General features: G+C 41.0%; 9 protein-coding genes. All 9 read left to right on the plus strand.

The features are described 5' to 3' along the window. Positions 1-114 precede the first annotated feature (114 nt). The 9 genes from ACFI4Z_RS14855 (at position 115) to ACFI4Z_RS14895 (ending at position 17107) form a co-directional block, all read left to right on the plus strand. On the plus strand, positions 115-2142 hold the full coding sequence (locus tag ACFI4Z_RS14855; protein WP_462671269.1) for an EAL domain-containing protein: 2028 nt from the start codon (positions 115-117) through the stop codon (positions 2140-2142). Positions 2143-2265: 123 nt separating this feature from the next. Then, a complete protein-coding gene (locus ACFI4Z_RS14860) occupies positions 2266-4617 on the plus strand; it encodes a TonB-dependent receptor domain-containing protein (RefSeq protein WP_462671270.1) in 2352 nt (783 codons plus the stop codon). Between the two features lie 61 nt (positions 4618-4678). Then, the gene (locus tag ACFI4Z_RS14865) at positions 4679-5806 is read left to right on the plus strand and encodes an alkaline phosphatase family protein (RefSeq protein ID WP_462671271.1); all 1128 of its coding nucleotides are present in this window, start codon (positions 4679-4681) and stop codon (positions 5804-5806) included. Then, positions 5803-6855 (plus strand): alkaline phosphatase D family protein, encoded by a 1053-nt coding sequence (locus ACFI4Z_RS14870; RefSeq protein ID WP_462671272.1) that lies wholly within the window; start codon positions 5803-5805, stop codon positions 6853-6855. The genes ACFI4Z_RS14865 and ACFI4Z_RS14870 overlap by 4 nt, the downstream gene beginning before the upstream one ends. Positions 6856-7001: 146 nt before the next feature. Next, the gene (recC, locus tag ACFI4Z_RS14875; RefSeq protein WP_462671273.1) at positions 7002-10334 is read left to right on the plus strand and encodes an exodeoxyribonuclease V subunit gamma; all 3333 of its coding nucleotides are present in this window, start codon (positions 7002-7004) and stop codon (positions 10332-10334) included. After that, the gene (recB, locus tag ACFI4Z_RS14880; protein ID WP_462671274.1) at positions 10321-13911 is read left to right on the plus strand and encodes an exodeoxyribonuclease V subunit beta; all 3591 of its coding nucleotides are present in this window, start codon (positions 10321-10323) and stop codon (positions 13909-13911) included. Before recC ends, recB begins: the two co-directional genes overlap by 14 nt. Positions 13912-13943: 32 nt before the next feature. After that, on the plus strand, positions 13944-15887 hold the full coding sequence (recD, locus tag ACFI4Z_RS14885; protein WP_462671317.1) for an exodeoxyribonuclease V subunit alpha: 1944 nt from the start codon (positions 13944-13946) through the stop codon (positions 15885-15887). 134 nt (positions 15888-16021) lie between these two features. Then, on the plus strand, positions 16022-16558 hold the full coding sequence (locus tag ACFI4Z_RS14890) for a DUF924 family protein (RefSeq protein WP_462671275.1): 537 nt from the start codon (positions 16022-16024) through the stop codon (positions 16556-16558). A gap of 45 nt (positions 16559-16603) precedes the next feature. After that, positions 16604-17107 carry a GNAT family N-acetyltransferase gene (locus ACFI4Z_RS14895; RefSeq protein WP_462671276.1) on the plus strand — a complete coding sequence of 168 codons (504 nt, stop codon included), beginning with the start codon at positions 16604-16606 and terminating at the stop codon, positions 17105-17107. Positions 17108-17129: the final 22 nt, after the last annotated feature.

Raw genomic sequence — 17129 nt, forward strand, 5'->3', positions numbered from 1 at the left:
ATACTGCACTTGATTGATACTAAAAGGGGATTTTTATTTACTGCCAAGCTATTAACTAACTTTTTAGAGATAATTAACTTATAATCTAATAAAACATTCCAATGAGAATAAAAGTTGGCGGCTATTACGTACATAAATAATGGTTTTACACGCTTTGCGCATTCGCGATTTGTTCTATCTTTACGTGAATCTTTTATCGCTTTATTACCTTATTTTGTTTGCTCTGCATTAGCTATTCTCGCTCTCAATGTTGCCCTTAATTTTTCTTTTTTGTCATCAGCAGATTCAACTTATGGAATAGTCCAAAAGAGCTCCCGTGCAATTTTATTGTTGTTTCCGGTTATGGTGGTGTTATCTGTTGGTTATCATTTATCAAAAAATTTAGGGCACAGTGCTGTTGTTGGCAGCATGTTGGCAATAATCTCTTTTACTATTCATAGTAACTTTCTCGTTTTTAGTACTGATGGCGTCTATGTTGATGCTGCTGGTGCATCAGCATACGCCATTTTAATCCCTTCATTGACGAGTTACTTGTTAATGCTATCTTATCGGCTCCTGCCACAAAAGTATTTTGATTCAAGCCTTATTAGTGGTTTTTTGAAAGAAAAGTTAATGCTGATCATGCCGTTTACAGTCGCATTTTTTGCTCTGTTTGTAATAGTGCCGATCATTGAACAGGTAATGCAGACATTACTAGTTTACTTAGTTCCTATGGAAAGTGGCAGCTCTGTTTCTGAGCAACTATTTAAACGTATGGTGATGATACATGGCTTTTGGTTTTTCGGTGTACATGGCGACAACGTTTACTCAATGATGTTTAACCAAGCATTTTTAGATGCTGATATATTTCCCGGTTTAACAGCAAAAACTTTTTACGACACATTTGTACTAATAGGGGGAACTGGTTGTTTTATTGGTTTGATCCTTGCCGCATTTTTTATGTCAAATGCCAGTCATGAGAAAAATATAGCGCGTTTATCTTTGCCTTTTTCGGTGTTTAATTTTTGTGAGATCATTCTTTTTGCATTGCCTGTATTTTTAAATCCGCTTTTATTAGTCCCTTTTATACTGGCACCCTGTTTTAACTTTATTGTGAGTTATTTTTTAATTTCAGTTGGCGCTGTAGGTTATCAAGAAGTGTCTATAAGCTGGATGACCCCTACAATTATAAACGGCAGCCTGGTTGGCACCGATCTTGTTGCGCCGATATTGCAGATTTTTTTAATAATCTGTAATGCATGTATTTACTATCCATTTTTAAAGTTAAGCAGTGAACGCAATGACTTTCAGCTAGCATTTAATAAACTCAGTGGCCAATTGAACGTAAGCGAGCGGTTCGCTGCAAAATCTGAACAGCGGTTTATTCAACAGCAACGAGAAACAAATAACTCAATGGGTCGCCTTACCGATGTGCTTAATACAATTTCTAAATCTCGCTTGGCGCTCTATTATCAGCCACAAATAGATATCAATACAGGCCAAGTGAATGGGTTTGAAGCGCTGCTACGGTTAGTAAAAAGAGATGGTACAATAACGGGGCCTTACTTTTTAGACACCTTAATCGCCCATAAGCAAACAGCAATTATAGATCACTGGGTTATCGAACAAGCTCAGCGAGATCTTCGGCAATGGCAGAATATAGGTTTTGAGCCAGTGATCAGTATCAACGTTAATCCTGATGTATTAACCAGTGAATCAATGATCAATAAAATATGTGATTTATTCACTGATTTTCCTGATCAAGTTAAAATTGAAATTGTTGAATCAAGCTATTTAACGCAACAATCTTTAGTGACTAAACACATTGAAAAACTGCGCGATAGTAAAATAGAAACTGTACTTGATGACTTTGGTACAGGCTATTCAAGCTTATCAATGTTGGCTAACTTCCCAGTAAAACATGTCAAACTAGATCGCCAGTTTTTGTTGCAATGTGAACAACCCGCTGGCAAGGTGCTTTACCAGCAAGTTGCAGAGATCTTTGCACAGCTTGGTTTTTCGGTTGTAGCTGAAGGTATTGAAACTGAAGAGGAGCTTGCTTGGGTAAAATGTTTAGGTATTCAAACAGCACAAGGTTGGCTTTATGCACCTGCACTACCAAAGAGTGAGATTCATGATTTTGCGTCAAAACTGAATAAATAACTCTTTATGCCATAAATAGTACATATTTTGGTAACTGTTACGTAAATAAAAACACGTTTTTCTGTCACTTATTATCACCATAATGTTCCCGTTTACAACACTATAATTGCAAATGGGACAATGATGTACACTCTTAAAAATAAAAGCACACTGAGCTTAGCAATCGCATTAGCTTTTTCTTCAAATAGCTTTGCCACTAATAATGAAATAGAAGAAGTAACGGTGGTAGCAAAACCCACCAGCTATGCAAATAACGTTATTGAGCCTGCAATGCTTGAGCAGCAAAGTTCGGTGTCTAGTGTGTTATCGGTGATCGATAATTTACCTGGGATCAGCATAAACGAAGGTGACGCCTTTGGCGGTGATGATTGGTCAACAACGATTACCATGCGTGGTTTTAGTATTGACGCGAACCAACAACAACTGGGTATGACCATTGATGGTATACCTAATGGTGGCTCAAATTACGGTGGCGGTGCAAAAGCGAACCGTTACCTAGACAGTGAGAACCTTGCCACTGTAGAAGTAGGTCAAGGAACCTCTGATATCGCCTCTGCATCGCTTGAAGCACTGGGCGGTACTTTCAACTTTGTGAGTAAAGACCCAAGTCTTGATAAAAGCACCACATTTGCTTACACCAATGGCGATCACGACGCCACGCGTTATTACTTTAAGCATGAAACCGGTACTATTTTTGATAACACCCAAGCTTATGTGAGTTATTCACAAACAGACACCAGCCGCTGGATTGGCGATGGCAGTAATGGCGGTAAAGACAATCAACACGCTGAAGCTAAGTTTGTTTCTAACTTTGATGCATTAACGGTTACTGGCCGTTTATCGTATGATGATGTTAGCGAAACTAACTACAACAGTGTCAGTCTTGAGCAATTTGCCCAAACACCCGATTGGGATCAATTAACTTGGAATTGGACGGGCACTCCTCATTTTGACCAAATGTTTGCCGAAGGCTGGGGAACACTGCGTGAAAATACGCTTGGTTACGTAAAGTTTGAGTATTCGATTTCACCTTCATCATTACTGACAATTAGCCCTTATTATCATAAAAATTCGGGCCGAGGAGATTGGATCCCGCCGTATTTAACATCTCCAGTTGATGGTGAAGGAAACCCTACAACAGAAGGCGGCTCGAATGCAGGTTCATACGGGTTTGCAGACAGTGACGGTAACCCACTTGCAGCTGATGCTAACTGCACGCAGAGCCTAAGTTGGCCGTGGGAGTCAGGCCCTGGTTTAAACCCAGCGTGTTATGACGATTCAGCAACCCCGGTTATGTCGTATCGCCATACTCATTATGATAAAAACCGTTTAGGTTTAACTGCAGACTATAGCGTAACGTTTGGTATGCATGACATTGAAGCGGGTATTTGGTATGAGCAATCAGAGCGTGATGAATCGCGTGATTGGCACAAGGTCATTGATGCTCGGGTATATCATCACTTTGATAGCACGCCATACTGGACACAATACAAAAACACCTTTGATACTGATACATTTAAATGGTATATCCAAGACTCAATGGCATTAGGGGATTTCACCCTAAACCTAGGTGCTAAGCAATATTTGGTTGAATTACAAAAATACGATCACTTTAACGATATAACCTCGGATAAAATCAATAGTGATTCAGACGTATTATTTAGCGCCGGTGTGCTTTATCAACTTAATAGCAGCACTGAGTTATTTACCAGCTACAGCGAAAACTTTGCTGCAATTAAAGACGGTGTTTTAGAACGGGATAGCTCAGCACTAACAGACATAGAGCCAGAAACGGCTGAAAATATTGATTTTGGTGTACGTTACAAAGTTGACCGCTTAAGTTTAACAGCCACTGCTTATTCAATTGAATTTGAAAATCGTATTACTTTTATTGCCCCAGGCAGTGACACCAGCGGTATTGATTACACTATTGGTACTAATGGTTCATACATAAATGTGGGTGGTATTGAATCTCAAGGCTTTGAGTTATCCGCGAGTTATATGCTAACTAACGAGTGGAATATCTATACATCGTATACTAATAATAGCTCTGAATATGCATCAGATGACCCAAGCTCATACGCTAATGGCGAACTCATTGATGGTGCAGGCCCAAGCTTTAGAGCCGGTGATGATGTAATTGACTCACCCAGTGACATGTTTGTGCTCTCTACTGATTACTACAGTGGTGATTTTCGTTTTGGTATTTCGGCTAAATACACTGGTGAGCGCTTAGGCTCATGGACTGACGAGCAAACTCGCGCTCGTAACGAAGTTGATGGTTACACAGTGATTGATTTTAACGCAGGCTACTACGCAGAAGTAAATGCAGGCGCATTTACCTCAATTGATATTGCCTTTGCAGTAACTAACGTTACAGACAAACAATACCTAAGCGGCGGTACTGGTAATGGCTCTACCTACTTTATTGGTGCGCCACGTACTGCAGCACTGACATTTACTGCTAACTTTTAAAGATTAGTTATAAATCATGAAGCCCATCAATGATGGGCTTTTTACTTTTCAAGGTAATAACATGAACACATTAATAAAAATAACAGTGCTAGGGCTACTTACTATAACGAGTACATTGGCAAATGCCGCACAAAATGTGGTGTTAGTAACACTCGATGGCGTACGTTGGCAAGAAGTGTTTACTGGCGCTGACATAGCATTAATAAACAACGTGGATTTTGTAAAAAATAAAGAACAATTAAACAATGAGTTTTGGCATAACAACCCTAAACAACGCCAGCAATTATTGCTGCCATTTATAACTCAAACAATGGCAAATAAGGGCGTTATTATAGGCGATAGAGAAAATAGCTCGCGTGTGTCGGTGAGTAACCCATGGTATTTTTCATACCCAGGGTATAACGAAATTTTAACCGGTACTGTTGATGAGAGCATTAACAGTAACGATAAAAACTATAACCCAAATAAAACCATTTTGGAGCTTTTACACGAGCAGCCTGCATACAAAAATAAAACGGCATTATTTGGTAGCTGGGATGTGTTTCCTTATATCGTTAATGATAAGCGCAGCGGCGTGTACGTAAACGCGGGTTTTATGCCTATCGACGATGAATTATCAGATGATGCGCACTTACTCAATGCCATGCAAAATGAGATCCCCAGTCCATGGCATAATGTACGTTTAGACAGTTTTACTTATCGCTTTGCTAAAGCCTATTTACTTGCTAAAAAGCCCAAGTTATTAGTCATAAGTCTTGGTGAAACCGATGATTTTGCCCATGACGGCCACTACGATCACTATTTAAAATCGGCTAAGCAAAGCGATGCGTTTATTAAGGACTTATGGCAAACGCTACAAACAACCGATGGCTATAAGAATAACACTACCTTGATTGTTACTACAGATCATGGCCGTGGCAGTCATGCCAATAATTGGCAGCACCATAGCTCAAAACGTGCACTGGCTAAATCAGAACAAGGTCGTAAAACGTTTCCTGACGGGATTGTTGGCTCTGAGCACATATGGCTGGCAGCAATGGGGCCGGCTATAAAGCAAGCTGGTTTAGTGAGAGCAGAGCAAGAATTTAAACAAGCACAAGTTGCAGCTACTGTATTAAAAGCCTTAGGGCAAAACCCAGAGCAACTTAACCCAAATATGGCACCTGCGATTAACGAGATTTTAAAATGATAAAACTTAAAACAGCCCTCTTAACCTGTGTATTTTTCAGTTTTAGCGCAGCTGCTGCAATAGCTCCGCACAAAATTCTGTTTGGCTCGTGTGGCCATCAAGATAAAGCAATTCCAATATTTGATGCGATCAATAAAGAAAATGCCGATTTGTTTATCTTTTTAGGGGATAACATTTACGGTGATACCAATGATATGACCGTGCTTGCTAATAAATATCGAAAGTTGGGTGCAAAGCCAGGGTTTAAAACGTTAAAAGCGAACACACCGATTATTGCCATGTGGGATGATCATGATTTTGGTCAAAACGATGCCGGGAAAGAGTACCCACACAAAGAGCAGTCACGTCAAATCATGCTCGACTTTTTTGATGAACCAAAAGATTCAATACGGCGCACCCGTCCTGATGGTATTTATACCTCGTACACGTATGGCGAGGGAGAGCAAACAGTGCAGGTGATAATGCCTGATTTACGCTGGAACCGGGACGAACTTAATCACGTGAGTGAAACGCAGTACTACACTCAGCGCAAAGCGAATAATCAAGGACCGTATAGCTCAACAGAGGTTAAGGGTGCATCAATGTTGGGAGAGGCCCAGTGGCTCTGGCTTGAACAAGAGCTTAAAAAGCCAGCAACAATAAAGTTGATTAGCTCGAGTTTACAATTACTACCAGACTTTACGGGCTGGGAATCTTGGGCTAATTTTCCAGAGGATAGAAATCGTTTATTTACTCTGATCAAAAAACATAAAGTGAATGGAGTCATTATTGTAAGTGGTGATACACACTGGGGTGAAATATCAAAGTATAGTGAGGACCTAGATTATCCACTAGTTGAAATGACCAGCTCTGGCCTAACAGAGAAATGGAAAGACGTTAGCCCAAATAAACATCGTGTCGGCGATTTTACGCATCAAGTGAACTATGGTGATTTAAGCATTGATTGGCAAAAGCCTGATCCTGCGATTTCACTTAAATTAAAAGGGCTTGATGGTAAAACAATAATGCAAACTAATTTTTCATTATCAAATATAAGTCCATACAAATAAACTGCTACGCACAGGGTAAATGTTGCTCTGTGCGATTAACTTTAAAGCTAACCACCTGATTTATTTGAGCCATTAACCGTTAATGGCTACCCCTGTAATTGAAAATATCTTACACTGTTTTTATCTCATGCAAGGACAGTGTCGCAATGCTCAATATTATTCAATCTAACCGAATGGAAACCCTGCAAGCGCAGTTTCATCATTTATTAACCGTTGACCCACTCACCAGCGCGTTTGAAAAAGAAGTAGTACTTGTGCAATCGCCAGGTATGTCGCAGTGGCTAAAAATAGGCTTAAGTGAAAACCTCGGTATTGCAGCGCAGGTGGACTTTCCTTTACCCTCAAGTTTTATTTGGCAGCTTTATCAGCAATTATTGCCAAACGTGCCCAAAGAGTCTGCGTTTAATAAACCAAATCTTGCATGGAAAATATTTACGATTTTACCAAATTGCATTGATGAACCATTATATTTACCCCTTAAAACGTATCTTGAAGGTGATTTAGACGGGCAAAAAACCTTTGCTCTGTGTGAAAAAATAGCCGATGTGTACGACCAATATTTAATGTATCGGCCACACTGGATTGCAACGTGGGATAGCGGTAAAGATGCCCTTGATGACGTAGATATTAGTATTTCTCCTTGGCAGCCCGATTTATGGCGGCGCATTGTTGCTTTAAGTGTGGAGCTTGGCCAAAGCCAGTTTCATCGTGCCAATATGCAAGGTAAATTACTAGCAGCACTTGAGACTATGGACGAGAGCTTATTGCCAAAACGCATTAGCCTATTTGGTATATCGGCCATAGCCAGCTCTCAACTGGAAATTTTTGATGCATTAAGTAAAAAAACACAGGTGTTTTTATTCTTTTTTAATCCCAGTGAACATTATTGGGGTGATGTGGTTGATGAAAAAACCGCAGCAAAAATTGCCGCTAAATACGCTAAAACCCCGTTAATTGATGCTGCTCAGCATACGCCGAGTAAACCAGACGATGAATATTACTTTATTGGTAATCCGCTATTATCGTCATGGGGTAAATTAGGCCGTGACTATTTTGAGCAACTAGTACAATTAGATGCCCGTTGGATTGACGGTTTCACTGACAGTTTTGATGATTCACTACTGGGTAAAATACAAAGCGAAATATACCAACTCGCATTTAAAGGTGAATCATTAACGCTAGATAAAGAGTGGTTTATCAATGATGAAGGCAAACTGCCAGTACGCGTAGGTGACACCAGCATTATCGTAAGCGATTGTTATACGCCACTTCGTGAAGTAGAGCGCCTGCATGATTATTTACTTAACTTATTTCATCAAAACCCAGAGCTCACCCCAAAAGACATTATCGTGATGATGCCCGATGTGGGCACCTACAGCCCCTATATTGAGGCGGTATTTGGTGGTGCTCATGGTAAACGCCATATTCCGTATGCGTTAGCCGATTTAGCCATAGAACAAGAAAAGCCAGTACTAAGCTCGTTTGCCAGTTTAGCCAATTTACCGTTTTCGCGCTTTGGCGTGTCTGACATTTTAGACTTACTGCAAGTTACACAAATTGCCGAAAGATTTAGTTTAGAGCCTCATGAGTACGAGCAAATTCAATACTGGCTTGAGCGAGTAGGGGTGAAATGGGGTATTAATGCCGAGCATAAAAGTGGTTTTGACTTACCGGCAATAGATTTAAACACTTGGCAACATGGCTTAAACCGTTTATTGCTCGGTATTGCACAGCGTGATGAGCAAATCCCGTTTGAGGGCATTTACAGCGCCGATGAAGTTGAAGGCATGGCACTCGATACGCTCAATAAACTGGTGCATTTTATTGATGTGCTGCAAACATTCAAAGAGCGTTTGAGCCCAGATGACACCCTGATTAATAAAGCCGATATTTTAGATGAGCTACTTGAAGCCATTTATGAAAGTGAAAGCGATGACAGCTGGGATCTTTTAGTACTGAAAAAAGTGCTTGATGATCTGAAAAAACACCATGAAAACGGTGATTACACTCAGGTCGTTTCGCAGCGTATAGTCAGCTATTTAATCAAACAAGGCATTCAAGAAAAAGGCGTTGGCCAACGCTTTTTAGTTGGCCAAGTTAATTTTTGTACTCTGATGCCAATGCGCGCCGTGCCATTCAAAGTGGTGTGTATGTTAGGGTTAAATGATGCCGATTACCCACGTACAGTACAACCCATAGGTTTTGATTTAGTGCCGTACTCTAAAAAGCAAAAAGGTGACCGATCACGAAAACTAGACGATCGATATCTATTTTTAGAAGCGCTCCTCAGTGCTCGTGATAACTTATACATGAGCTATATTGGCCGTTCGTGTTTTGACAACCAACCCCGCATGCCATCAACGCTGGTGAGTGAGTTGTTAGAATACATTGGCCGAAGCTTTACTTTTGCTGAGCAAAGTGAACAAACCTTGCCAGATTGTTTAGTAAAAGCGCAGCGGCTACAGCCATTTAATCACCATTATTATATGCCCAGCGAGCAAACACCTACGCAATTGGCGTTTAATGAGCACAGCTATAATCCAGTGTGGTTGCCGGCAGAGGCTATAACCCCAGAGCCACTTAGCAAACTTGATGTGGCAATGCCTGAAAGCCTCGACCTTGATGTGTTTATTCGCAGTGTGTGTAACCCCCATGAAAGCTTTTATCAGCAAACATTGGGCCTGCGTTTACCTGAGTTTAACGATGTGGCCAAAGATGAAGAGCCGTTTAGTGTTGATGCACTGAAACGTTATTTTTATTTAGATGAAATACTCGAAGCGGCCATTTTTGATATACCCCTGAGTCGTGAACAAATATTGCAACGAGGCGAGTTACCTCAAGCGAATGTAGGTGACTTGATTTTTGAAAGTATGGAGCACCGGGTTGACGCGCTTGCAGGGCAAGTAAAAGCACATATTGCGAATGGCAAACATGAGCCCGTTGAAGTGTCTTTAACACTCAACTGTGAGGATGCTGATGGTAAAACGCAAAGCAGCCAACTTGAAGGTTGGCTCAATCATATTTATTTACAAAAACAAGTGTTTTACAGAAGTGCCAGTATTAAAGCTAAAGACCTTATTAAAGGTTTTATTTATCATTTAACGGCTCAAGTGATGGGTCATCCTGTTGAAACCTTGATTTTAGGGTTAGATAAACAAATCGCTTTTGCACCATTAAGTGCAAAATACGCACAGCAACAATTAAACCAGTGGTTTGGTTTATACGCGGCACTGAGGCAATCGCCGGTGGTGTTTTTTCCGGCCAGTAGTTATGAATACGTAAAATCCGAGGGTGATATTAATAAAGCGATTAATAAATTTAGCCCGCAATATATTGGCCGCGGTGAGGGAGAAAACCCTTATATTCGCCTAACCACACAGTCATTATTAGATTGCCAAGATGAATTTACCCAGTGGAGTAATACACTCCTTACGTCATTAATCGACAACGCTAAGGAGAGCGATTATGCAAGCGCTTAACCCGCTCACAATGCCACTTACGGGGCAAAGTTTAATTGAGGCCAGTGCTGGCACAGGTAAAACCTATACGATTACTGGCTTGTATTTACGTTACTTGCTCGGCATGCAAATAGCGGATGAACCGCTTTGTCAGGTAAATAAACCACTAAGCGTGGAGCAAATTTTAGTTGTAACTTTTACTGAGGCTGCAACGCAAGAAATAAAAGACCGAGTACGCGCTCGTATAATTGCTGCGCGCGATGCACTACTTGGCTTAAAAACCAAAGATGATTTGGTAAGCGAGCTCATCCAAAACATCGACGATAAACACCGCGCCTTTGACTTACTCGATGCCGCGGCAAAATCGATGGATGAAGCGGCTATTTTTACCATTCATGGATTTTGTCAGCGCATGCTAAAGCAACATGCGTTTGAGTCTGGCGTGGCGTTTAATTTAGAATTTATACTTGATGAGCGCGAAATATTACTTGAGACCATTAAAGATTTTTGGCGTACTTTTGTCTACCCGCTAAATAAAGAAAAAACTGATGCCATTTTGGAAGTATTCCCTACACCTGAATCTTTATTTAGTCAGGTATCGAGCTTGCTTAATAAAGGCAATGCGCTCATTACACCTACGATCAAACTTGATGATGTATGGCAAGCACGTGAAGAGTACCTAGCTAAAGTACCTACCTTTAAAGAAGTGTGCTTAAATAGCGAGTTTATTGCAGCAGTAAAAGCGTCTGGGCTCAGTGGCTCTAAAACACCAGGGCGCAAAGGCAGCTTACAAGCGCTTGAGGATTTTTGCCGTGGCGATGAACTATTTTTTAAATTTGGCACAAGTAAGTATTCGTTTGAGGTTTGGAGTAGCGATAACTTAAGTGACGCGGGTAACTATAAAAAAAATCAGCCTTTATTTAGCCATGAATTACTGCCTCAATTTGATGAACTTGCAAAGCTCAGTAGTACCATTAATCAAGGGCTCAGTATAGCGATTGTTCAACATGCTGCGAGCTGGGTTAAAACAGCCATCGTCAAACGTAAAACTGAGCAAAGCGTGATCACTCCGGATGACTTATTAAGTAATTTACATAATGCGCTTAACAGTGAACAAGGCGATACGCTTTCGCAAAAAATAGCCCAGTTATTCCCCGTGGCGATGATTGATGAATTTCAAGATACCGACCCAATTCAATACGGTATTTTTAGTAAAATTTATGACCAAGAAAATACAACACTTGCGATGATTGGTGACCCTAAACAAGCCATTTACGGCTTTAGGGGCGCGGATATTTTTACCTATATTGGCGCAAAGCATGCAGTTGCGCAGGAGCAACAATTTACCTTAGGCACTAATTTTCGTTCAAGTAGTGATGTGGTAAGCAGTGTAAATAAGCTATTTGCTAAGCACAACAACAGCTTTATTTATAATGAGGCTATTCCATTTAATCCGGTTGAAGCCAAAGGTAAAAAGGCTGATGAATCATTTTTAATCGACGGTAAACCCGCCAAGGCTTTTGAGTTTTGTGTTTTTGCTGACACAGCGGCCGATGATAGTAAAAAGCCCACCAGCAAAGGGGTTGGGCAACATCATTTAGCAAGCCATTTTGCCAACAAAGTTGTCACCTTACTCAACCAAGCGCAGGAAGGCCGTGCCTGCATTGGTGAAACACCGGTAACCGCTGCTGATATTTGCATTTTGGTACGCGACCGATTAGAGGCGCAAATTATTAAAAAAGCACTGAGCGACGCTAAAATTGCCAGTGTGTATTTATCCCGCGACAGCGTATTTAGCCAAGAGCTTAGCCATCATCTACTTAACTTTTTAACCGCGCTACATGGTCAATACAATGAATCATTATTACGCGGTGTATTGGCAGGTCCCTTGTTTTGTTTAAGTTATAACGAGATTTACGCGCTAGCTGATGATGAAGAGCAATGGCAATCGTACCTTAACTTTTTTGCCTACTTAACGGCACTGTGGCATAAACAAGGTGCCATGGCGATGCTAGAGCACCTATTAAGCCACAATCAATTAAGCGCGAAATGGCAAGGTTTAGGCTATAACGTAGAGCGTTGGCTCACCGATTACCGCCATTTAAGTGAAATACTCCAGCAAAAGCAAATCGAGCTTGAAGGTACATTAAGGCTATTACGTTGGTTTGCACAAAAGGTTAGCCAGCAAGATGGTGAGGCGGTGCAAGTACGCCTTGAAAGTGACGCAAACCTAGTGCGCATTGTGACCATGCACGCTTCAAAAGGGCTTGAGTTCCCGCTGGTGTTCATGCCATTTGCCAGTGGTTACCGTGAAACTAAAGAAGCTTTGTATCATCAAGATGGGCAACTTATTTACGATTTAAGTAAAGCGGATGATGCCCTGCAAAAATCTGAGCAAGAGCGCCTAGCTGAAGATTTACGCTTATTGTATGTGGCACTCACACGAGCCATTCATTTTTGCGCCATTGGCATGTATAACTTAGGGCAAGGGCAGAGCAAGCGATTGGCTATTCAAAGTAGCTCGCTGGGTCATGTTTTATTTGCAGGGCTTGATATTACCAGTAGCGAAGTATGGAGAAATCATCTAAAAGCATTCTGTGATGAAAGCAAAGCGATGCAATACACTGAATTTACCAGTGATGAATTGCAACAGCAGGGCACGTTGCAATTGGCATCAATGCAAAGCTCAGATTACAATCTCAGCGTTAATAATGTGACCGTAGACATTGAGAAAGATTGGCGCGCGACTAGCTTTAGTGCCCTGAGCTTTAAAAAACACACTGATCATATACAACCAGGTCGCAGTGACGAAGATCACGAAAAAGACGAGTTTGCCGCAGAGCAAGAAGACGTTAAATCGCCATACAGTTTCCCTAAAGGTGCTAAGCCCGGTAGTTGCTTACATGAAATTTTTGAGCAAATTGATTTTACCAGCCCCATCACGCACCCGACAAACAGTGAGCAAAACCTCGCGTGTGTGGTAGAAAAGAGCTTAAAAAAATACCACATAGATAGCAGCTGGCAAGAAACCACAGAGCAGTGGATACTCAGCGCCCTGCAATGCCCACTCAATAACGAAGGGTTAAGCTTAAGTGTACTGCCACCGGCTGATTGCTTAGTGGAGATGGAGTTTAATTTACCTCTTGAGAGCCTAAACGCCAAACAGCTTAATGCTGTGCTTATAAAGTATTTTGGTTTTAACCAAAGTAACTTAGAGTTTTTTGATGTTAAAGGCTTATTAAAAGGCTTTGTCGATTTAATATTTTGCTTTGAAGGGCAATATTATATTTTGGACTATAAATCGAATTACTTAGGGAACAAGTCAAGCGACTACGAGCAAGATTCCCTTGAGCAAGCCATGAGCAGCCATCAATACCATCTACAGTATTTAATTTACACTGTGGCGCTGCATCGATTGTTAAAACAGCGCATTGCAAACTACAGCCCAGAGCAGCACTTAGGCGGCGTGTACTACACCTTTTTAAGGGGTATGGGTGAAGGGAAAGGCATCTTCTTTAATAAACTCACCACAGATCAAGTGGCCATTTTAGATGGCTTATTTACTCAACCCGCGGTTATAAAAGGAGAGGCATCATGAGCGAAGTCGATGCAATAAATGATTTGCCATTAATGGCCGCTGAGCCTGATAACACAGGAGATACTGTACCGTTAATTGATTACTTAGTGAGTGAAGGGCGCCTACGAGTGGTTGATGTAAAGCTCGCTGAACTTTTAACTGGGGATGTAGTTAGCAGTGCTGATAATAGCGATGTATTTAATTTAATTTTACTGCTGTGCGTAGCAGGGCAAAGCCAACACAGCTGTTTAAATTTAGATGATGTAAATTGGCAAAATCCTTTTAACTTACGAAAGTCTGACTTTAATAAAGCACAAGGCTCATCACCCGAGAGAGTTAGCCCATTTAGTGATGAGTTTGATATTCTTCAAGCAGTTCGCTGTTTAGAGTCGCACCCAAGTGTGGGTGAGCAACAACCATTGTGTTTATTTGGTAATAGGCTCTACTTTGCCCGCCTTGCAGGGTACGAACAAACGCTAGCTTCACGCTTATTAGCTATGAGCAAGCGTGAAATAAAAATAGATAAAGCAGCGCTTGCTAAGCTACTAAATGACTATTTCCCTGAAGCTAAAGCCCCCAAAGAAGGGCTCGATTGGCAAAAAGTAGCCTGTGCTATGGCAGCCACAAAAGGTTTTAGTGTTATCACGGGTGGCCCAGGCACAGGTAAAACCACTACAGTGACCAAGCTATTAGCCATATTACAATCACTGTATCAAAGTGCGCCGTTAAGCATAAAGCTGGTGGCACCAACAGGCAAAGCCGCTGCGCGGTTAAGTGAATCTATTTTAGGGGCTAAGCAGCAATTAAAAGCGTTGATCCCAAGTGATGTTGAGCCAAATATTGTGCAAACGGCGCAAACTATTCACCGTTTGCTAGGGGTTAAACCTTTTACCAATAAGTTCAAACATAACAGCAGTAACCCATTGCATGTTGATGTATTGATCATCGATGAAGCGTCGATGGTAGATTTATCACTGATGGCTAAACTAATCGAGGCATTACCCGCTCACGCAAGATTAATATTACTCGGCGATAAAGACCAACTAGCATCGGTAGATACCGGTAGTGTGATGAGCGACTTATGCCAAGGCTTGGCTCTTGGGCACACGCCGAGTTATTCTGATGCGCGCTGCACCGAGCTTAATCAGCTGTGTTTTAATGGCGAGCAAAAACTACAATCACAGCAAAGCCCATTTGCACTGGCCGATTGCATCGCGTTTTTACAACACAGTTATCGTTTTGATGCTAAAAGCGGCATTGGCGAGCTGGCTTTTGCGGTGAACACCAACAATACGGGTAAGCTCAATTATGTTGAGCAGGAAATCTATTCCGGTAAATTTAATGACGTTGTTTTAGATTATGATATTGTCACTAAGCCAATTGAAAAGCTGGTGCAAAGCTGTGCTCGCCATTACAGTGAGTATTTAAACCTCATTAAACAAGGTGCGCCGAGTGCGGACATTCATCACGCATTTACTCAATACCAATTACTCGCCGCCGTGCGTGAAGGTGATTACGGCGTAAACAGCTTAAACCTTCGGATTGAAAAGCAATTACATAACCTTGGCCTGATTAACACCCATGCAAATAACCGCCATTATTTAGGCTTGCCTATTATGATTGCGCAAAACGACTATCAATTAAAACTGTTCAACGGTGATATTGGCATTTTACTGCACGATGAAAATAATCAACTCAAAGCAGTATTTATAGATGAGCAGGGCAATGAACGGGCATTTTCACCCGCACGGTTGCCTGCTCATGACAAAGTGTATGTAATGACTATACATAAATCACAAGGCTCAGAATTTGCCTACACCGCCATGATTTTACCGCCTGTAAACCAAGCAACCGCAGGTATAAATCGGCAATTGGTTTACACGGGTATTACTCGGGCAAAACAAACCTTTGAGCTGGTGGCTGACAAAAAAGTATTACTCATGGCGATGAATAAATCAGTCAGCCGCGCATCAGGGTTGTATGAGCGTTTAGCGTAAATGCATAGAACCAGAACAAGCAATACTTTTTTACTTGTACTAGCTTTTTCACGTTTGCGGCAAAGTTAGTATCGAATTGCAATATTTATAAAGCCTGAGCTTAGGCTCGGCTCTTTAGTGTATAGGGCATTATTATGTATAAAGAAATTATTGATTTTTGGTTTACTGAACTTGAACCTAAACAATGGTGGCAAAAAGGTACTGAGTTTGATCAAATGATTAAAACCCGATTTGGTAAACTTCATAATCAAGCGGTTGCATGTGAGTTGGCACATTGGCGTGAAACTGAGCTAGGTAGTTTGGCTGAAGTTATTGTGTTGGATCAGTTTTCACGTAACATTTACCGCGATACTCCCACCTCTTTTGCTTCAGATTCACTGTCACTAGCATTGGCGCAATGCGCCATTGAAAAAGGGTTTGACACGCAACTTTCTGCGCAGCACCGTGTATTTTTGTATATGCCATTTATGCACAGCGAATCAATGGCAATACATCAAGAAGCCGTTAAGTTATTTAATCGTCTTGGTATTCAAAGTAATATTGACTTTGAATATAAACATAAAGCAATTATTGATAAATTTGGCCGCTATCCGCATCGAAACAACATATTAAAGCGAAGTTCTACAGCTGCTGAAATCGAATTTTTGAAACAACCCAATTCAGGTTTTTAACATGGGAAATCTTTTGCTAGTTTGGTTATAAAAAGAGAAATTAGTATGGCTATCGAGTTTAAAACAAGCAGATTGATTGTTACAGAAATTGATCACGACCAACCTTTGCTAGAGTGCAATGAGTTGCTAGAGCGGGTACCTCATATTTTAACCCCTGCTGTCGTAAAATGTTTACCACCACATTTTCAAGGTGTTAATTGTGTTAATTCAGCTAATATTTGGTTGAAAAACATGCTCTCACAAAGCCGCTTTTTGGTAGTCAGGACAACACCTGAGCATATAATTGGTTTTTTATTTATTTCTACGGGTATTGAACAGTGTGTGCATATTGGTTACTTACTTGCCCAAGAGGAGTGGGGAGTAGGCTTTGCTAGTGAACTATTAAATGGCTTTGTCGCTGAAGCAGAGGTTATAAAAACATGGTCATCGCTTATCGCATGCGTTGACCAGGGTAATAATGGTTCGATAAAACTACTAGAAAAATGCGGATTTTCGCAACAGCCAATAAGTAAGCAAGGCGTTATCTTTTATCGATACCTTTTACGTTAATTAGAATTTAAAAACACAGTAC

Source organism: Pseudoalteromonas sp. RWi3 (genome assembly GCF_054960735.1).